Consider the following 18232-nt stretch of genomic DNA (forward strand, 5'->3'; position numbering starts at 1 on the left):
AGCATTTTAGCTTAATTTTTTTTATATATTTGAACCAACATCATGCCCCAAATTTGATGTTACCCAAATTATGCACCTACTAAAAAGCAACCTACTTGCAATGGCATTGCTATGCCTAGTGATTACCTCTTGTTCAAAAGAGGATTCTGTCGAAGTTGAAGCTTCTAAATATGATATTAATTTAGCGCTGGCTCAAAAAAATGACAGTCAAATGTCATCTGAAATTTTAAGTTTGGTAAATGACCATCGTTCATCGCTGGGTCTTTCTGCGCTTATAATTGACAATCAATACGCCTCGGCTTTCGCTGTAGACCACACCGAATATATGATTGATAAAGAGCAGATAAATCACGACAATTTTGGATATCGTTCCGAAGGAATTAAATACCATGACGGCGCTGAAGTAGTTGGCGAAAACGTAGCCTATGGGTACGAAACTGCTGAAACTGTAGTAAACGCGTGGCTAAATAGCCCTGGCCATAAAGCCATCATTGAGGGCAACTTCACCCACACCGGCTTTGGTGTAATGAAGAGCGCTAAAGGCCGAAGCTACTACACCCAACTCTTTTATAGAAAGTAACCTCACTTCCCTTTTCTATTAGACCATTTTGCCGTATTTTTACGTAACTGTTAAAAATACGGCAATGGCTATTAAAAAACCTTTCAACCTTAACAAGTGGATAAAAGAAAACCGCGATCTGCTAAAACCACCTGTAGGCAACAAAAATTTATACGTTGAATCTGACGATTATATTGTAATGATAGTGGCTGGCCCCAACGCCCGAAAGGATTATCATTACAACGAAACGGAGGAGCTTTTCTACCAACTTGAAGGAAATATTCAAGTGGCTATTCAAGAAAATGGTGAAAAAAAAGTAATGGAACTCGGTCCTGGCGATATGTACCTTCATCCCGCAAAAGTGCCACATTCTCCAGGTAGAAGCGATGGTTCCATAGGTTTAGTTATTGAAAGAAAACGCACTGACCTTGATGGAAAAGATGGTCTGCTTTGGTTTTGTGATAATTGCAATCACAAATTATACGATGTTTATTTTCCTCTAAGCAATATTGAAACCGATTTCCTAAAACACTTTAAACAATTCTACGGAAGTAAGGAGCTGCGAACTTGTGACAAATGTGGAACGGTGATGGAAACCGACCCACGTTTCACAAAAGATTAACAGCGTATTTCCCAAACAGATACCGTTTCGTTTTACTTTCTTCAGCGCATTGTGTACCTTTGCGCTTTATAAATTTTCGAATAAAAATCATAAATATATGCAAGCAACAACCACTTCCTTCGGAATCGAAGAAGCATTGGAACAATTAGGAATTAAAGAAGTAAACAAAGGAACTTCCACTGGAAAAAATTGGTTTTCAGACGGTGAAGAAATCACTTCACATTCTCCCGTTGATGGACAAGTAATTGCGAAAGTAACCACAACTTCCAAAGAAGATTACGAAAAAGTAATGGAAAGCGCCACTTCAGCCTTTAAAGACTGGAGATTGAAACCAGCTCCACTTCGCGGTGAAATTGTACGCCAATTTGGTGATGAATTACGAAGACTAAAAGAACCATTAGGGAAACTTGTTTCTTATGAAATGGGAAAAAGCTATCAAGAAGGGCTTGGCGAAGTACAGGAAATGATTGACATCTGCGATTTTGCAGTAGGTCTTTCCCGCCAACTTCACGGTTTAACGATGCACAGTGAGCGTCCCGGACACAGAATGTATGAGCAATACCACCCGCTTGGCGTGGTTGGAATTATTTCAGCATTTAACTTTCCAGTTGCCGTTTGGGCTTGGAACACAGCATTGGCTTGGGTTTGTGGAGACGTTTGCGTTTGGAAACCATCAGAAAAAACTCCGTTAACTGGAGTAGCTTGCCAAAAAATTGCTGCAAAGGTTTTTGCTGATAACAATCTGCCAGAAGGAATTTCTTGCCTTATCAATGGCGACTATAAAGTTGGCGAAATGATGACCAACGACAAACGTGTGCCTTTGATTTCGGCTACAGGTTCTATCAGAATGGGAAAAATTGTTGCCCAAGCTGTTGCAGGACGTTTAGGGAAATCTCTACTTGAACTTGGTGGAAACAATGCCATAATCGTAGCTCCAGATGCTGATATTAAAATGACAGTAATCGGTGCCGTATTTGGCGCTGTTGGAACTGCAGGACAACGTTGTACTTCAACCAGAAGACTGATTATCCACGAAAGTATTTACGACAAAGTGAAAGATGCTGTAGTTGCAGCTTATAATCAACTTCGCATTGGAAATCCTTTAGATGAAAAAAACCACGTTGGACCGCTTATTGACAAAGATGCTGTAAAGAATTACCAAACTGCTCTTAAAAAAGTTGTTGAAGAAGGTGGAAAAATTATAGTGGAAGGCGGCGTACTTGAAGGCGAAGGTTACGAAAGCGGATGCTACGTAAAACCAGCAATTGCTGAAGCTGAAAACAGTTATGAAATTGTTCAACACGAAACTTTCGGACCTGTTTTATATATGATGAAATACAGCGGCGATGTTGAAAATGCACTTGAACTTCAAAATGGCGTTGTACAAGGACTTTCCTCTGCAATTATGACGAACAATCTTCGTGAAGCAGAACATTTTCTATCTGTACAAGGTTCAGATTGCGGAATTGCAAACGTAAACATTGGTACTTCTGGTGCTGAGATTGGCGGTGCATTTGGTGGTGAAAAAGAAACCGGCGGTGGCCGCGAAAGCGGAAGCGACGCTTGGAAAGTTTATATGCGCAGACAAACAAACACAATTAACTATACCACTGAGCTTCCATTAGCACAGGGAATTAAGTTTGATTTGTAGAAATATTTATTATCCTATAAGATTAAAAAAGCCGTTTCAATTGAAACGGCTTTTTTAATTTATACTATTCCATTCGGCTCAACCCATTTAAAACGGTTGGCATCTTGTGGAATTTTAATCCTTTCTGCAATACGAAGCATTCTTGATGGCAATTTCAAAAGATAATCTCGTGCCTTTTCAGCTTCATCGGTGAGGTTTGAGATTTTTGATATTTCCCAATGCGCATTTAATTTTTCTAGGATATCAATATAATCGTATGTTGTGTAAACACCCAAACGCTGTGCTGCATTACTAAAATCATCAAATGCTGAAGCCATTTTACCACCACTCTGACGGAGGTTTTGGGCAGGCATAATGATTTTTTTCTGCATCATATCTTGAAAGGCAATCATCATTTCGCTAGCGTCGTATTCAAAAATGGTTTTTACAAACTGGCGATAGGCTAAATGATGGCGCATTTCATCTCCAGCAATAATATTACACATTTTTGCAAGAGATTTATTTCCTTTTTGCTTCGCAATTTTTCCCACGCGATTGTGTGAAACATTAGTTGCCAATTCTTGAAAACTTGTATAGATAAAATTTCGGTAAGGGTCACGGCCGGTTCCCACTTCAAAACCGTCATTGATTAAATGCTGGGTAGTTCTTTCAACTTCTTTCATGTTTACCCTTCCAGATAAATAGAGGTATTTATTAAGTGTATCTCCGTGTCGGTTTTCTTCTCCAGTCCAATGGCGAATCCATTTGCTCCAACCGTTACGGCCGTGTTGGTCCACACCTTCCATGTCCATTAACCAACTTTCGTAGGTTGGTAACGCTTCCTCGGTAACCATATCGCCCACCAAAACAATCCAGAAATCATAGCCTAATTCTTTGGCTTCTTCACGAATTTGGATTACCTCATCCATATAATTTTCCTTTTGGAAATTGGGCAAAAGATCAGTTGGTTGCCATATTTCATCAACGGGAATAAGATATTGGTCAATATAACTGTCAATCTCCTTTTCGACAGTCTGCATTACTTCCAAACGAATGTTTTTAAGCGCCATGGTATTTTTTTAGAGGTAACTACAAAGATAGGGAGTGCGATGTTTAATTTGTAATAAAGAAGTATTAATTCCTTCCTTTTTCGTTTGGATAAAGCAAATACACCAGCTCACTTTGCCAAATTTCTTTGGAATTCACATCGAGCATTGATATTTTTCCCTTGAATGCAGCACCTGTATCAACGTTCCATACATTTGCGAAATTTGCTGGTTTGTCAAAACCCACTCGGGTTACGGGCGTATGGCCGATATAAATTTCCTTGAAAAGTTTCAGTCGTTTGGGATATTTATCATCTTCTTCAGAAATAGTAGTGTCCATTGCGCAAACCATTTCCCAAAGGGTTCGATCCCAATAAACCAAGTTTGGATAATATTCGTGTTGCGGACCGTGTTGGTTCATAAATCCCGCATGCACAAAAAGACGGTTTTCAGAATCTATATGATAATTGATAAGATTTTCGAAAAAATGAAGGTGTTCTTCTTTTTCTCCTTTTGATATTTTTGAATAGCTTCTAATACTGCTTTCCCCGCCTTGACTTAGCCAAATTGGATTGCTTTCACCAAACTTTAGATATTTATATAATAGTTCTTCGTGGTTTCCCCGAAGGAAAATACAGTTGTTTTCTTCCGAAAATTCAATCAAATAAGAAACCACCTCAGCAGATTGGCTCCAGCCGTCCACATAATCGCCCACAAAAATATATTTAGTGCCTGCTGGTAGATTGGCTCTTTCTATCAATTGTTTCAAGGCCTTTAAACCTCCGTGAATGTCTCCTATTACAACTGTTTTCATTTTGAAAATATAATGAATTCCTTAGTTGCAATAGTTAATAATTTTATAATTCCGTCAAACTATAATCTTTCAATCCAAATTGATTTACTCCTTAATGAATTTCAAAGTATTTATTTTACCATCTATCGAAATAAGTTTTACAAAATACATTCCAGTTTTTAAATGTGAAACGTCAATTTCTGTGGAAAGGTTATTCAATTTTTTAATCAATTTTCCTTGAACGGAAAAAATTTGAAGCGAGGCTATTTCCGAAGAATTTCCGCTAAAATATAATTTATCTGAAACGGGGTTAGGATAAAGCGTGATTTTCGATAAATCATTCTCCAGTTTTGAAAGCACTTCACAATCCTCTGTAACATAAGTATATCTACTTTCGGAATATGTACAACCTGCAAAACAATCCCCTGCATAAAGCACAAATTCGAATTGGTTTCCACTTATAATAATATCGCAAACTTCAACTGGTTCTGAATAAATGTAATATTGAATTCCAGTGTAATTAAACCGGTCTCCTAATTCTACATCGGTTTCTGAAGGTAATAAGTCTGGGATAGCATCAAAATCATCCAAAAGTGCCGTTACATTTAAAAAATCCAACGAGGTCTCAATCCAAAATGCAGTATAGCCCGCCCCTGTGAGTACAATAAAATAATCGATTGAAAATTGATATGTGGCCATCAAATCGTCCAATTCTGTTACCCCAGAAACACCTGTAGTTTTAAAATCCTCTAACCAAGGTGCATTATTGTCTATAGCAAAAACAATTCGTTTAAAAGGTGTACTTAGCATATATTCCCAATTAACATGAATACGGAAGTCATTGAACAACGAATCTACCATTGGACTGTTATGTGGATTTTCATAAAGTGCTGACAATCTTTCAAGATAAGGCCTATAGCGCTCTTCTGGCAAAAAAGGATTATCGTAATCCGGATCTAAGGGGTCATTTAAAATCTCTCTAAGCGCTAAAACTTTTGCGTCCAATTCATAATTATTTTGAATGAATGGGTTTATACTGCATTGGGAAAAAGACTGAAAGCCAATAAAGAATAAGAAAATGCTGAAGATAAAATTTTTCATAATTATAAAATTTGGCACTTTTAAAATTACGAAAATTAATTATAACTAACTTTTCTCAAAATACGCAGCGACTCCTTTGAAAGTTGATAGGCTTCCACATCATAATCCCTTAAAAACTCCTTAGCTTCCTGCAATTTTTCCTTGGCATCCTCAAAATCGTTCAAATAACAAATTAGATAGGTGGATGGAAGATTTCGTAAATCTTTTTCTTCGGAAGCGTTGAGTGGAATATTCTTTTTCAACTTTTCTAAAACTGCATTGTTCGCATTATAAATATGAAAAAGCGTTTTTTTATTAAATTTCGGCGCTTCAAAAATAAGTTTTGAATCCATTTGATACGAACCGTTTTCTTGAAAATGGATAGTCACCTCTTCCAACGGATAATATTTAAACTGTTCGTTCAAGCCCAAATGCACATACTCCACAGTTTTAAAATAATCGTCCGTAAATGTGATACTGATTTCATCCAAAGCCGAATAAAAAAGACGAACCTGCTCATTGATTAACTCAATGTCTACACGCGAATAGTAGGTGTTTTCTTTTAGCTTTTTTGGATTTCCGGCCCAGCAAACCACAAACTGTTCCTTGAAAACTTTGTAATGGCTTTCCAAATCTTTGTGGCGGTTGCTTATAAAATCCATCACCCCGTCAAGGGTGAGTTCAATATTGTTTTTGGCGGCATTTTCAATGGATTTTACTATTTCGGAATTCACGTCTTTTATTTCAATGTCAAAATCCTTTGGCATCGAAATACTGCCATCCCGGAGAAAAATGGAGCCGCCCCAATACTTCCAAATATTTTTACGCAATGACGTGATCATTCCATTGGGACGAATAGTTACCAAACCCACCACTTTGTCTGAAGGCAAATTGGGGAATGCCACGTTTTCATAAATAATCAAAGGAGCGTTTGTTAGGTAAGCATTTACAAGATTTTGAATTTTGCTATCGTCAAAAAAATCTACTCCTCTTATTTCATTGGTTTCATCCTCAACACCAATCACTATAAAAGAATTATTTGCTGGATTGCTATTACTGAGTGCACAAATGTGTTTCAGAAACTTTGCTTTTCCTTCTTTGGTGCCTAGGTCAATCTTTCGCTTTTTATCATAAAAACTGCTCTCGTCGTTATGGGCGAGCAGGTTTTTGACTAAAAGGCGTTTGTTGATCATGATTTATTCACAATGGTAGATGAGGCTTGATCCAAAGACATTACTGTCAAATCTGCAATATTAACGTGCGGCGGACGTGTAACGGAAAACCAAATAATATCTGCAATATCTTCTGGTTTTAAAGGTGTAAATCCTTGATATACTTTTTCGGCTCTATCGCTATCTCCTTTAAATCGCACTTCGCTAAATTCAGTTTCAACCATTCCAGGGTTTATTGCCCCCACTTTTATTCCCTTACCATTCAAGTCAATCCGCATACCTTGATTTATAGCGTCCACGGCATGTTTGCTTGCACAATAAACGTTCCCTTTTGGGTAAACTTCCTTTCCTGCAGTGCTTCCAATATTTATGATGTGGCCGTTTTTTCGTTCAATCATTTTTGGAAGAATCGCTTTAGTAACATATAATAAACCCTTCACATTAATATCGAGCATCGCGTCCCAATCATCGGTATTTCCTTCGTCAATAGTGTCCATTCCGTGGGCGTTACCGGCGTTGTTTATTAAAATATCTATTTCGGAAAAGTTATTGGGAAGGGATTTTATAGCTGAAAAAACCGCTTCTTTATTGCGAATATCAAAACTTAAAGTGTGAACTTCCGTCAAGGCCGAAAGTTCTTCTGAAAGTTTTTTTAATCGTTCTTCTCTTCTTCCGCAGAGAATTAATTTTACTCCTTTTTTAGCGAAAAGTTTCGCAGTTGCCATCCCAATTCCGGAGGTTGCTCCTGTAATAAATGCTGTTTTATTTTTCATGTTTAAAATTTTTCTAAAATTACATCTATAGAGGTTTTTAGAAGGTTAAATTCAGTTAAATCAAAAGTTAATATTTGCTTACAACTTTAAAGCTCTAAATATCAAACAATACGTTTGTAAAACTAATTCTAAACCCACAAATATGAGAACCCTATTAAAATTAAGTTTAATTGCATTATTATTTCTAGGATTTGCATCATGCAGCAGTGATGATTCTAATGATAATGAAGGAAAAGCAAAATTGGCAATAAGACTGACAGATGCCCCTGGCGATTATGAGGCCGTCTTTATTGATGTTGAACAGGTAGTAATAAAATACAATAACGGCCAAGACGATGTTGTACTAGGTATTAATGCTGGTATTTACGACCTTTTAGAGTTAACCGCAGGTGTAAATGTGCTATTATTTAATGATGAAGTTCCCGCTGGAAACATTAGCCAAATTCGTTTAGTTTTAGGCGAAGAAAACACCATAGTAGTGGATGGACAGCCCTTACCACTTGCAACCCCAAGTGCCCAACAATCAGGTTTAAAAATTCAGGTAAATGAAAATCTCGAAGCTGGAATTTTATATGAATTCATGCTCGATTTTGATGTTGACAAATCTATTGTTTCACAAGGAAACGGAGGGTATAGCCTAAAACCAGTAATTAGAGCAACCACTGTTGCTGAAAGTGGTGCCATTTCTGGTAAAGTACTTCCTCCCGGTATGTTGACGATGGTTACAGCGGTTAATGGACCTCTTGAAATTTCTACTTATACAAATCTTCAAGGTAATTTCCTCCTTAGCGGAGTACCAGACGGAGTTTATACCGTAACGATTCAAGCAGATTTAGGTTTGGGAATCCCCCCATTAGTTGTTGATAACGTTACAGTAGTTCAAGGTGAAGTAACAAGCATGGGCGAAATTAATTTGTAACCGTAAAATTTCAAAATAATACATTTTTAAAAAGAGGGAAACTTTAAGTTTTCCTCTTTTTTAATTTAACCAATTGTTAACAGGCTTTTAATCAATAAATTTTCAATTTGCACCGTCTTTTTAAAAAGTACGTTACATTGAATCTAAATACAGCATGGAAAATACAAATTCGACCTTTGACATTGGGGCATTAAACGAAAAAATTGAAAGAGAAAGTGCCTTTGTGGACGTTCTTTCAATGGAAATGAACAAAGTAATTGTAGGCCAAAAACACATGGTGGAGAGGCTTATGATAGGTCTTTTAGGCCAAGGACACATTCTTTTGGAAGGTGTTCCTGGGCTTGCAAAAACACTTGCTATCAACACGCTTTCAAAAGCGGTTCACGGTACCTTTAGCCGAATACAGTTTACCCCAGATTTACTTCCTGCAGATGTTGTAGGAACAATGATCTATAATATGAAAGTGAACGATTTCAGCATTAAAAAAGGTCCCATTTTCGCTAACTTTGTCCTTGCAGATGAGATTAACCGAGCTCCCGCCAAAGTGCAATCTGCACTTTTGGAGGCTATGCAGGAAAAACAGGTAACCATTGGCGACACCACTTTTAAATTGGATAAGCCATTTTTGGTAATGGCAACGCAGAACCCAATTGAACAGGAAGGAACCTATCCACTGCCCGAAGCACAGGTTGACCGTTTTATGTTAAAAACGGTAATTAAATATCCACAGATTGCTGAGGAGCAACTCATCATTCGCCAAAATTTAAAAGGCGAATATGAAAAAATAAATCCTGTTGCAACCATTGAACAAATTTTAAGGGCACAAGCTGCGGTTCGTGAGGTTTATATGGATGAAAAAATTGAGAAATACATTCTTGATATCATCTTCGCTACCCGAACTCCTGAAAATTATGGTCTTTCAGATCTAAAACCACTTATCAATTTTGGTGCTTCTCCTCGTGGAAGTATCAACCTTGCCATTGCCGCCAAATGTTACGCGTTTATTCGTCGTCGTGGTTATGTGGTTCCAGAAGATGTTCGCGCCGTGGTTCACGACGTGCTTCGCCACAGAATTGGCATTACTTACGAAGCGGAAGCCGAAAACATTACTTCCGAAGAAATCATCAACAAAATTGTTAATGTAATTGAAGTACCGTAAAAAGTTTAAAGTTGCAAGTTGAAAACACTTGAACCTGAAACCTGAAACCTGAAAATACAGTGGATACAAAGGAACTTCTTAAAAAAGTACGGAAAATCGAGATCAAAACACGACGCTTGAGCGATCACGTGTTTGGTGGCGAGTATCACAGTACTTTTAAAGGTCGCGGGATGACGTTTAGCGAGGTTCGTCAATACCAGTTTGGCGACGACGTTCGGAATATTGACTGGAATGTTACCGCGCGCTATAACGAGCCTTTTATAAAAGTTTTTGAGGAAGAACGTGAGCTAACGCTCATGTTAATGGTTGATATAAGTGGCTCCGAATTCTTTGGAACTCAGGAACAATTCAAAAATGAAATTATTACTGAAATAGCTGCAACCCTTGCTTTTTCAGCAATGCAAAACAATGACAAAACGGGATTGATTCTTTTTTCAGATGAAATTGAACTTTACATTCCACCGAAAAAAGGAAAATCGCACGTACTTCGAATCATTCGTGAATTGATTGAATTCAAACCAAAAAGCAACAAAACCAATGTTGCCAACGCAATGAAATTTTTAAGTAGTGTTATGAAAAAGAAAGCCATTGTTTTTGTGCTTTCAGATTTTATTGCTGACAATTACCGTGATACATTGAAGATTGCCGCAAGAAAACACGACGTAACAGGAATCCGGGTTTACGATAAAGCCGAGGAAAACATTCCAAGTCTTGGAATGGTACAAATGCAAGATCAAGAAACAGGCGAACTGCTTTTGGTAAATACAGGCTCAAAAAGTGTGCGTAATCAATATTACAGTTACCACCGCGAACGTGTGGATTACTTCACCGAGTCTTTCACTAAAAGTGGCGCAGGAGCTTTGAGTTGTAGGGTTGATGAAAGTTATGTGAAAAAATTACTGGGGTATTTTAAAAGACGGTAGATTTGAAATGTTAGATATTAAAAAATATATTAATCAGGGTAAAAGAAAATTGAATTTTCAAGGAAATTTCTCTTTTCTCTGTTCTATTTTCTTTTTTCTCTTCTCTTTTTTCGCAACCGCCCAAGTAACTTCCTCCATTGATTCCACAAAAATTAAAATTGGCGAGGAAATACTTTACACCATAAGCGTACAGGCAGATTCTACCGATGTTGTTGTTTTTCCAGAAGAGCAGACTTTTGCGCCTTTGGAAATGATTGAATCCTATAAAACAGATACCACATTTGAAGGCGACAAGTATCGCCTCATTAAAAAATACGGGTTAACTCAGTTTGATAGTGGTAAATACACCATTCCGCCACAGCGCATTTTCATAAACAACAAACCACTTTTAACCGACTCCATAAAAGTGGAAGTAAACGATGTGATTGTGGACACCACCAAGCAGAAAATGTTCGACATAAAACCTGCGATGGAAGTAAAAAGTCCACCGTTTGACTGGTTGCTGCTTCTGTACTGGCTTCTCCCCATTCTTTTAATAATTGGGCTTGCTATTTATTTATTCCGAAGAAAAAAGCGAAAAGACGCTGCTGAAAAGCAATTGCCACCTTACGAAGAAGCAATTGTAGCTCTAAAAACGTTGGACAATTCCCAACTACTTAAAGAAAATAAAAGTAAGGAATATTACAGCAGTCTCACCGAAATCGTTAAACGCTATTTGGATCGCGAAGTTGACGAAGCCGCTTTGGAAAGTACGAGTGATGAGCTTATCACGCGTTTGATGATGCACAAAGACTCCGGAAATTTCGACTTCGATTTAGAAACTATCCGCAAACTGGATTTGATTTTTAAACGTGCCGATTTGGTGAAATTCGCTAAAATGAACCAACAAGCCGGACAAGCAGAGGTTGACCGAAAAACTATCGAGGAAATTATCAACGAAACTCATGAGGCCGTTCCCGAACCTACCGAAGAAGAACTTTTGGAAAATCAGGAATACCTTGAAAAACTTCGAAAAAGACGCAAGCGTAAAAAATGGATCTTGGGTATTTCAGGCGTGCTTGCAGCGATTCTTCTTACAGGATTTATCTACGGAAGTCTTTCCGGTTTCGATAATTTAAAAGATAAAGTATTTGGTAACGACCTCCGCGAACTGGCCGAAACTCGTTGGATAAAGAGTGAATATGGAAATCCCGCAGTAATTTTAGAAACGCCCGAGGTACTTATAAGAGCGGAAGCTGCAGTTACAAACGCAGCTAAAAGTGCTGTTGCTGGAAAAGACTTTTTCACTTATGGCAAAATGAATTCCCCGCTTTACATTATGGTCTCAACCACACAGTTTAGCCAAAAACAAGATATTGCACTGGATACTGCGCTGGACGCTGTTTTAGACGATTTGGAACAAAGCGGCGCCAAAAATATGATCGTGAAACGCGACGATTTTGAAACTGAAAAAGGAATAAAAGGTTTGAAAGCTTACGGCGAATTCAACGTACAGATTTCCGACGATAAAGTATTGAAGCAGAAAAGCACTTATCAATTATTGCTTTTCGCACAGCAAAACGGTTTGCAGGAAGTATTGATAGTTTATCAAGACGATGGCAAATACGCCAATGAAATATTAAAACGAATTGAAGCTTCCATAGAGCTTGAAATTTCAGAGAAAGATGGGCAGTAATTTCGAATTTGTAAATACGCAGTTTTTCTGGTTGTTCCTAATACTTCCAGTGCTTGTGCTATGGTATTTATGGAAGCGGAAACAGCAAACGGCTTCCCTAAAAATTTCAAGTATTAGTGGTTTCAAATCTGGGAGAAATTGGTTGGCACGTTTAAAACCATTGCTTTTTGTACTTCGCCTTTTGGCTGTTTCTGCATTGATTGTAGCAATGGCGCGTCCACGTACTGTTGATGAATCAACAAAAACAAAAACTACCCGTGGAATTGATATCGTTATGGCAATGGATCTTTCGGCAAGTATGTTGGCTCGCGATTTAAAGCCAAACCGACTGGAAGCCCTAAAAACCGTAGCCGCACGTTTTATAAACAGTCGCCCTAACGACCGTATTGGCTTGGTGGAATATGCAGGTGAAAGTTATACTCGTACGCCTTTAACAAGCGACAAAACCATTGTACTTTCCTCCTTGAAGAATATGTCATATAATACAGTTATTGAAGGCGGAACCGCAATTGGATCTGGACTTGCAACGGCTGTAAACCGTTTGAAGGAAAGTCGTGCAAAAAGCAAAGTGATTATTTTGCTCACAGACGGGGTGAACAATACGGGTTTCATTGACCCAAAAATAGCGAGCGAACTTGCAGTTGAATTTGGAATCAAAGTTTATACTATCGGCATTGGAAGCAACGGAATGGCAATGTCGCCCATCGGAATACGTCCCGATGGCGGTTTTCAATATGGAAACGTACAGGTTGAGATTGATGAACCCCTGCTAAAAGAAATAGCGGAAAAAACGGGCGGACAATATTTCCGCGCAACGAGCAATACCAAGCTTGAACAGATTTATGAAGAAATAAACAAACTTGAAAAAACCGATATCGAAGAATTCAAATACACCCATTATGACGAAATGTTTCGTCCATGGGCAATATTCGCCTTGGTTTTAATTGTGCTTGAGTTTTTGTTGCGAACCACAATATTTAAAGGATTTATTTAAAAATGTACCAATTAGAACAACCCATATACTTCTACATTCTCTTCGCCATTCCAGTGATAGTGGTGCTATTTCTATTGGTATTGGTTTGGAAAAAAACGGTTCAAAAACGTTTTGTCGATAAAGAGCTATTGAAAAAACTGAGCCCAAACCGCTCGCTCTTTAAAGCTATTTTAAAAGTTTTGGTACTCTGTTTGGCCATTGCCTGTTTAAGTTTTGCTTTAGTAAACCCTAAAATTGGAACTAAACTTGAAACCGTAAAACGCGAAGGGGTAGATATTGTTTTCGCTTTGGACGTTTCAAAAAGTATGTTGGCGGAAGACATTGCGCCAAACCGTTTAGAAAAATCAAAACAACTCATCACCCAAATAATCAATGGCCTTGCAGGCGATAGAATTGGTATTATCGGTTATGCAGGAAGCGCATTTCCGCAGGTTCCAATTACTTCCGACTTTTCTTCCGCAAAATTATTCTTAAACGGCATGAACACAGATATGGTTTCTTCGCAAGGAACCGCCATTACTCAAGCCATTGCCATGGCGCAGACTTTTTATGACGACGAAGATCAAACCAATCGCGTTCTTTTTATAATTTCAGATGGAGAAGATCACGAAGGCAATGTTTCTCAAATCGCTGAAGAAGCAGCCGAAAAAGGCATCCGCATTTTTACCATTGGCGTGGGAACATTGGAGGGCGGACCAATTCCTATTAAAGAAAATGGGGTGTTACAATATTACAAACGCGACCAAAATAACGAACAGGTAATTACGCGATTAGGTGAAGAAACTCTTAAAGAGATTGCTAAAACCGCTAATGGTGAGTATATTGACGGCTCAAGTACCAAAGTGGTTGTGGACCGAGTAAAAGCTATTCTAAACGGAATGGATAAAAAGGAATTTGAAGCCAAACAATTCACTGATTTTAAAGACCAATTCCAATGGTTTTTAGCTGGGGCATTGTTTTTGCTGATATTGGATGTGTTCCTTTTGGAACGACAAACGGCCTGGCTGAAAAAATTGAATTTGTTTAATGAAAAGGAAAAACAATAAAATGATGTTTGGAGATAGAACGTTTTTTCAGAAAAAATATATGCTGAGAATTGTAATGATTCTTTGTGCTGGCACTTTTTCATTGAATTCATTTGCCCAGCCCACCAAAGAACAAAAGAAAGAATTAAAAGCCTCACAGAATTATTTGAGCGAAGCCCAGGAATCACTTCAAAAGGATGAATTCCCAACCGCAGAAGCTGATTATCGTCAAGCCATTTCACTCAACCCGAAAAGCGAAACCGCGAAATACAATTTAGGAACGGCCTATTACGGAAAAGAGAAAAATGCTGAGGCAATGCTTCGTTTTAAACAAGCTGCCACCACTGAATCCAGCAAAAATGAAAAGCACAAGGCCTTTCACAATTTAGGCAATACGTATATGAATGAAAAAAAATATACCGAAGCCGTGGAAAGTTATAAAAACGCACTTCGCAACAATCCAAACGATGATGAGACGCGCTACAATTTAGCATTAGCAAAAGATATGTTGGAAAAAAATCCGCCGCCGCCAGAGGATAAAGACGACAAAAACAAGGATCAGAACGAAGACAAAAAAGATCAGGATAAAAAAGATCAGCAGGACAAAGACGATAAAAATAAAGAGGGCGACAAAGGCGACGAGAAGGAAGACAAAGATAAAGGCGACCAGAAAGAGGATAAAAAGGAAGGAGATCAAGGCAAGCCTGACAAGCCAAAAGACGAAGAGGGCGATAAGCCACAGCAACAGCAGCCTGTTCCAGGACAGCTTTCACCCCAACAAGTGAAAAGTCTTTTGGAAGCAATGAACAACGAAGAGAAAAAAACGCAGGATAAGATAAATGCCGAAAAACAAAAAGGCGCAAAAGTGAAAACGGATAAAGATTGGTAGATTATGAAGATGAAGAATTTTTTATTCCTTTTAGGATTTGTACTGTGCAGCATTACTGCCACGGCGCAAGTTCAGTTTGATGCCAAGGTGAGCAAAAAAAGACTTGGAATAAACGAACGTTTACGAATAGACTTTGAAATGAACCAAGATGGCGACAATTTTAGGCCGCCAAATTTTGAGGGTTTTCGCGTTGTTGGAGGTCCCAACCAATCCATTAGTAATTCTTGGATAAATGGCAAAAGAAGCTTTTCAAAAACGTATTCTTATTTTTTATCTCCACAAACTCGCGGAAAAGTTACCATTGCTCAAGCTACTATTGAAATAGAAGGTGAAACCTACAAAACACTTCCCGTTGAAATAGAAGTTACCGCCGCCGTTGACGTTCCGAAAGATGGCAATAATGCAGATTACGTGGCAAGTGAAAATGTGCATTTGGTTGCAGAAATTTCAAACGCAAACCCGTATTTAAACGAAGCACTTACAGTTACATACAAATTATATGTTTCTCACGATGTCAGCATTACCAGCCAATGGCGTGAGATTGATACTCCTAAATACGCAGATTTTTGGAGCCAGAATATTGACAATCAAAACAATTTTAAAGTTTACGAAGGAAAATACAATGGCGAAGACTATCGTTATGTGGTTTTAAGAACTACCGTACTTTATCCACAGAAAACTGGAGAATTAGAAATAGAGCCACTAACTCTGGATATTCCAATTGACGTTCAGGGCAATCGCCGTGATATTTTCGGTCGCAGAGTAATGGAACGTGTTAACAAAACCATTTCGGCTGGAAATCGTACTGTTAATGTAAAACCACTTCCGTTGGAAGGAAAACCAGATGGTTTTAACGGTGCCGTCGGCGATTTCGCTTTTGATGTAAACACTAATAAAACCAAACTAAACGCTAATGAATCTTTACAGCTTGATTTAAAAGTTTCAGGAAAAGGGAATTTAAAATTGTTCACGCTTCCTTCCGTAAAGCTTCCAAATACTTTAGAGGTATATGAGCCAGAACACAGCGAAAGTGTAAATACAACCGTGGGTGGCATGTCAGGTTCCATTACAGATTCCTATACAGTTGTTCCTCAATTTAAAGGGACTTATCCTGTGAACCCAATCACTTTTTCCTTTTTCGATCCAAAGACGGAAAAGTATAAAACCATTACTTCTAAAGAATTTACCATTGAAGTTGAAAACGGACCAATAAGTTCCGCAACCACAAGTAACAATTCCAACGATGCAAAAAAGCAAGTTGTCCTTTCAAAAGACAATTTCAAGTATATAAAATTAGATCCCAATTTGCAACCAATAGCGCAGGAATCGTTCTTCAAATCGCCATTATTTTGGTCGCTTTTGGGAGGACCTTTTTTGTTGATTCCACTGTTTATCCTTGCTGGAAAAAAACGCAAAGCACGATTAAATGACGTTGAAGGAAACAAACTGCGTCGCGCAAACAAACTTGCCAAAAAATATCTATCCGAAGCAAAACGGAATATTTCAAATCCAGTTGCATTTTACGAAGCTTTGGAACGCGCGCTTCACAATTACTTAAAAGCGAAGCTGAACATTGAAACTTCTGAAATGGAGAAGGGCCTTATTTCAAAAATGTTGCTAGAACGAAAAGTGGAAGCACCAATCGTTGAAAACTTCATCAATTTGCTGAAAAGCTGCGAATATGCAAGATATGCTTCCTCTTCCACAACATCTGTACAACAGGATTACAACAAAGCGGCGGAAGTGATTTCAAACATTGATAAACAAATACAGTAAAACTGAAGAAGATGAAAAAGCTGCTGTACATACTTTTTTTACTGGTTTCTTTTTCCGGTATTGGTCAAAACAAAAATCTTTTTGACCAAGGAAAGGAACTTTACAAAAACGGAAAATACCAACAAGCCATTACGGCTTGGATGGAAATTTTAGACAATGGTGAACATTCTGCCGAGATGTATTTCAATTTGGGAAATGCGCAATACAAACTGAACCATATTGGGCCAAGCGTGTATTATTACGAAAAAGCACTAAAACTTTCACCTAACGATGCCGATATAAAAAACAATCTTGCCTTCGCCGAAAATGCGCGTATTGATTCCATAGAACCTTTGCCACAGACGGTTTTTTCAAAATGGTACAAGAGTATTTCTGGGATTCTTACTTTTAATGGTTGGGCTCTTTTGGCAGTTGCTTTTTCCATCTTTTTTGTGGCGTTGTTCCTTTTTTATTACTTCGCTTTTTCTGAAAGAAGAAAACGATTACTTTTTGTGAGCTCCATGTTTACAGGAATTCTTTTGCTCGCTTCATTAACAATGGCTTTTTTGGTCTATGGTGATTATTCAAAGAAACAACCCGCCATTATTTTTGCAAATGAAATAGAAGTAAAAACCGAACCAACGATGGGCAGTAATGTGGCCTTTGTGCTTCACGAAGGAACGAAAGTCCAGATTTTGGCGCAGGATGGCAATTGGTACCGCATTACTTTAGCAGATGGAAAAGATGGTTGGATTCCTGCCTCAGATCTGAAACAACTGTAGTTTTAATATTTACTTAACAGGAAATTAAATTCAATCTGCTATTTTTGAATTTCTTAAAAAAACGCTTGAGGTTAACCAGTATTTTATTGTTGCTCGTCTTTACAAGTTTTCTTGTAACACCTGCTATTATAAGTCTTTCTGGCAATCAATCCGATATTTCTGCTTTTTTTTCAATGAACGAGGAAGAAAATTCAAACAAAATGCCTAAACCCAATTTTGCTTTTGTTATTGAAAAATTGCAATCTAATTTTGAAAGCTTAGAATTTCTGAAAAATCAGAAAAATAGAGATAGTTTTCAAATTTATAATTATTCCATAGTCTTCTTAGACGTTATTTCGCCCCCTCCGCAAATGGTTTAATCCTTTCCTAAATACTCTTAATTTATTTCTCCAAAATCATTTCCGTTGCAATTGCAATAGGGAATTATGTGTCAATT

The 18232-nt window shown here is 37.9% G+C and carries 17 protein-coding genes; 12 read left to right on the forward strand and 5 right to left on the reverse strand.

The genetic code is table 11. The features are described 5' to 3' along the window. The first annotated feature begins 70 nt into the window (after nucleotides 1–70). The 3 genes from ESU54_RS00385 to amaB all read left to right on the forward strand — a co-directional run bounded on the left by ESU54_RS00385 (nucleotide 71) and on the right by amaB (nucleotide 2832). The gene (locus ESU54_RS00385) at nucleotides 71–580 is read left to right on the forward strand and encodes a CAP domain-containing protein (RefSeq protein WP_111843089.1); all 510 of its coding nucleotides are present in this window, start codon (nucleotides 71–73) and stop codon (nucleotides 578–580) included. Nucleotides 581–644: 64 nt separating this feature from the next. Beyond that, nucleotides 645–1181, forward strand: a complete 537-nt coding sequence (locus tag ESU54_RS00390) for a 3-hydroxyanthranilate 3,4-dioxygenase (RefSeq protein WP_111843088.1) — start codon at nucleotides 645–647, stop codon at nucleotides 1179–1181. 97 nt (nucleotides 1182–1278) lie between these two features. Beyond that, on the forward strand, nucleotides 1279–2832 hold the full coding sequence (gene amaB, locus ESU54_RS00395; protein ID WP_111843087.1) for an L-piperidine-6-carboxylate dehydrogenase: 1554 nt from the start codon (nucleotides 1279–1281) through the stop codon (nucleotides 2830–2832). A 59-nt stretch (nucleotides 2833–2891) separates the two neighbouring features. Here amaB and ESU54_RS00400 read toward each other — a convergent pair whose 3' ends face one another. The 5 genes from ESU54_RS00400 to ESU54_RS00420 all read right to left on the reverse strand — a co-directional run bounded on the left by ESU54_RS00400 (nucleotide 2892) and on the right by ESU54_RS00420 (nucleotide 7675). Then, nucleotides 2892–3881, reverse strand: a complete 990-nt coding sequence (locus ESU54_RS00400) for an acyl-ACP desaturase (RefSeq protein WP_111843086.1) — start codon at nucleotides 3879–3881, stop codon at nucleotides 2892–2894. A 64-nt stretch (nucleotides 3882–3945) separates the two neighbouring features. Continuing rightward, nucleotides 3946–4671, reverse strand: coding sequence for a metallophosphoesterase family protein (locus ESU54_RS00405; RefSeq protein ID WP_111843085.1), 726 nt, complete (start codon nucleotides 4669–4671; stop codon nucleotides 3946–3948). An 84-nt stretch (nucleotides 4672–4755) separates the two neighbouring features. Then, nucleotides 4756–5751, reverse strand: coding sequence for a T9SS type A sorting domain-containing protein (locus ESU54_RS00410; protein WP_111843084.1), 996 nt, complete (start codon nucleotides 5749–5751; stop codon nucleotides 4756–4758). Between the two features lie 35 nt (nucleotides 5752–5786). Beyond that, entirely contained in the window at nucleotides 5787–6923 is a 1137-nt protein-coding gene (locus ESU54_RS00415; protein WP_111843083.1) for an ATP-binding protein, read from the reverse strand. Further along, the gene (locus ESU54_RS00420) at nucleotides 6920–7675 is read right to left on the reverse strand and encodes an SDR family NAD(P)-dependent oxidoreductase (protein ID WP_111843082.1); all 756 of its coding nucleotides are present in this window, start codon (nucleotides 7673–7675) and stop codon (nucleotides 6920–6922) included. Before ESU54_RS00420 ends, ESU54_RS00415 begins: the two co-directional genes overlap by 4 nt. A gap of 142 nt (nucleotides 7676–7817) precedes the next feature. Between ESU54_RS00420 and ESU54_RS00425 the strand changes: the two genes are divergently transcribed. The 9 genes from ESU54_RS00425 to ESU54_RS00465 all read left to right on the forward strand — a co-directional run bounded on the left by ESU54_RS00425 (nucleotide 7818) and on the right by ESU54_RS00465 (nucleotide 17796). Further along, nucleotides 7818–8594 carry a DUF4382 domain-containing protein gene (locus ESU54_RS00425; RefSeq protein ID WP_111843081.1) on the forward strand — a complete coding sequence of 259 codons (777 nt, stop codon included), beginning with the start codon at nucleotides 7818–7820 and terminating at the stop codon, nucleotides 8592–8594. Between the two features lie 154 nt (nucleotides 8595–8748). After that, entirely contained in the window at nucleotides 8749–9753 is a 1005-nt protein-coding gene (locus tag ESU54_RS00430) for an AAA family ATPase (protein WP_111843080.1), read from the forward strand. A gap of 59 nt (nucleotides 9754–9812) precedes the next feature. Next, nucleotides 9813–10676 (forward strand): DUF58 domain-containing protein, encoded by an 864-nt coding sequence (locus tag ESU54_RS00435; protein WP_111843079.1) that lies wholly within the window; start codon nucleotides 9813–9815, stop codon nucleotides 10674–10676. A 7-nt stretch (nucleotides 10677–10683) separates the two neighbouring features. Further along, on the forward strand, nucleotides 10684–12351 hold the full coding sequence (locus tag ESU54_RS00440; protein ID WP_111843078.1) for a BatD family protein: 1668 nt from the start codon (nucleotides 10684–10686) through the stop codon (nucleotides 12349–12351). Continuing rightward, the gene (locus tag ESU54_RS00445; protein ID WP_111843077.1) at nucleotides 12341–13345 is read left to right on the forward strand and encodes a vWA domain-containing protein; all 1005 of its coding nucleotides are present in this window, start codon (nucleotides 12341–12343) and stop codon (nucleotides 13343–13345) included. The genes ESU54_RS00440 and ESU54_RS00445 overlap by 11 nt, the downstream gene beginning before the upstream one ends. A gap of 2 nt (nucleotides 13346–13347) precedes the next feature. Beyond that, nucleotides 13348–14391 carry a VWA domain-containing protein gene (locus ESU54_RS00450; RefSeq protein ID WP_111843076.1) on the forward strand — a complete coding sequence of 348 codons (1044 nt, stop codon included), beginning with the start codon at nucleotides 13348–13350 and terminating at the stop codon, nucleotides 14389–14391. Next, complete coding sequence (locus ESU54_RS00455; protein WP_235004507.1) at nucleotides 14372–15259, forward strand: tetratricopeptide repeat protein; 888 nt, start codon at nucleotides 14372–14374, stop codon at nucleotides 15257–15259. The genes ESU54_RS00450 and ESU54_RS00455 overlap by 20 nt, the downstream gene beginning before the upstream one ends. A gap of 3 nt (nucleotides 15260–15262) precedes the next feature. Next, a complete protein-coding gene (locus ESU54_RS00460) occupies nucleotides 15263–17035 on the forward strand; it encodes a BatD family protein (RefSeq protein WP_111843075.1) in 1773 nt (590 codons plus the stop codon). Nucleotides 17036–17046: 11 nt separating this feature from the next. Next, the gene (locus ESU54_RS00465; protein WP_111843074.1) at nucleotides 17047–17796 is read left to right on the forward strand and encodes an SH3 domain-containing protein; all 750 of its coding nucleotides are present in this window, start codon (nucleotides 17047–17049) and stop codon (nucleotides 17794–17796) included. Nucleotides 17797–18232: the final 436 nt, after the last annotated feature.

The organism is Aequorivita antarctica, assembly GCF_007997155.1.
Lineage (GTDB): Bacteria > Bacteroidota > Bacteroidia > Flavobacteriales > Flavobacteriaceae > Aequorivita > Aequorivita antarctica.

What these genes read in the sequence shown, in the direction of transcription:
- ESU54_RS00450 (WP_111843076.1), top strand. Translation starts at nt 13,348, where the DNA reads ATGTACCAATTAGAACAACCCATATACTTCTACATTCTCTTCGCCATT.
- ESU54_RS00385 (WP_111843089.1), top strand. Translation starts at nt 71, where the DNA reads ATGCACCTACTAAAAAGCAACCTACTTGCAATGGCATTGCTATGCCTA.
- ESU54_RS00430 (WP_111843080.1), top strand. Translation starts at nt 8,749, where the DNA reads ATGGAAAATACAAATTCGACCTTTGACATTGGGGCATTAAACGAAAAA.
- ESU54_RS00455 (WP_235004507.1), top strand. Translation starts at nt 14,372, where the DNA reads ATGAAAAGGAAAAACAATAAAATGATGTTTGGAGATAGAACGTTTTTT.
- ESU54_RS00445 (WP_111843077.1), top strand. Translation starts at nt 12,341, where the DNA reads ATGGGCAGTAATTTCGAATTTGTAAATACGCAGTTTTTCTGGTTGTTC.
- ESU54_RS00440 (WP_111843078.1), top strand. Translation starts at nt 10,684, where the DNA reads ATGTTAGATATTAAAAAATATATTAATCAGGGTAAAAGAAAATTGAAT.
- amaB (WP_111843087.1), top strand. Translation starts at nt 1,279, where the DNA reads ATGCAAGCAACAACCACTTCCTTCGGAATCGAAGAAGCATTGGAACAA.
- ESU54_RS00400 (WP_111843086.1), bottom strand. Translation starts at nt 3,881, where the DNA reads ATGGCGCTTAAAAACATTCGTTTGGAAGTAATGCAGACTGTCGAAAAG.
- ESU54_RS00390 (WP_111843088.1), top strand. Translation starts at nt 645, where the DNA reads ATGGCTATTAAAAAACCTTTCAACCTTAACAAGTGGATAAAAGAAAAC.
- ESU54_RS00460 (WP_111843075.1), top strand. Translation starts at nt 15,263, where the DNA reads ATGAAGATGAAGAATTTTTTATTCCTTTTAGGATTTGTACTGTGCAGC.
- ESU54_RS00405 (WP_111843085.1), bottom strand. Translation starts at nt 4,671, where the DNA reads ATGAAAACAGTTGTAATAGGAGACATTCACGGAGGTTTAAAGGCCTTG.
- ESU54_RS00415 (WP_111843083.1), bottom strand. Translation starts at nt 6,923, where the DNA reads ATGATCAACAAACGCCTTTTAGTCAAAAACCTGCTCGCCCATAACGAC.
- ESU54_RS00420 (WP_111843082.1), bottom strand. Translation starts at nt 7,675, where the DNA reads ATGAAAAATAAAACAGCATTTATTACAGGAGCAACCTCCGGAATTGGG.
- ESU54_RS00410 (WP_111843084.1), bottom strand. Translation starts at nt 5,751, where the DNA reads ATGAAAAATTTTATCTTCAGCATTTTCTTATTCTTTATTGGCTTTCAG.
- ESU54_RS00465 (WP_111843074.1), top strand. Translation starts at nt 17,047, where the DNA reads ATGAAAAAGCTGCTGTACATACTTTTTTTACTGGTTTCTTTTTCCGGT.
- ESU54_RS00425 (WP_111843081.1), top strand. Translation starts at nt 7,818, where the DNA reads ATGAGAACCCTATTAAAATTAAGTTTAATTGCATTATTATTTCTAGGA.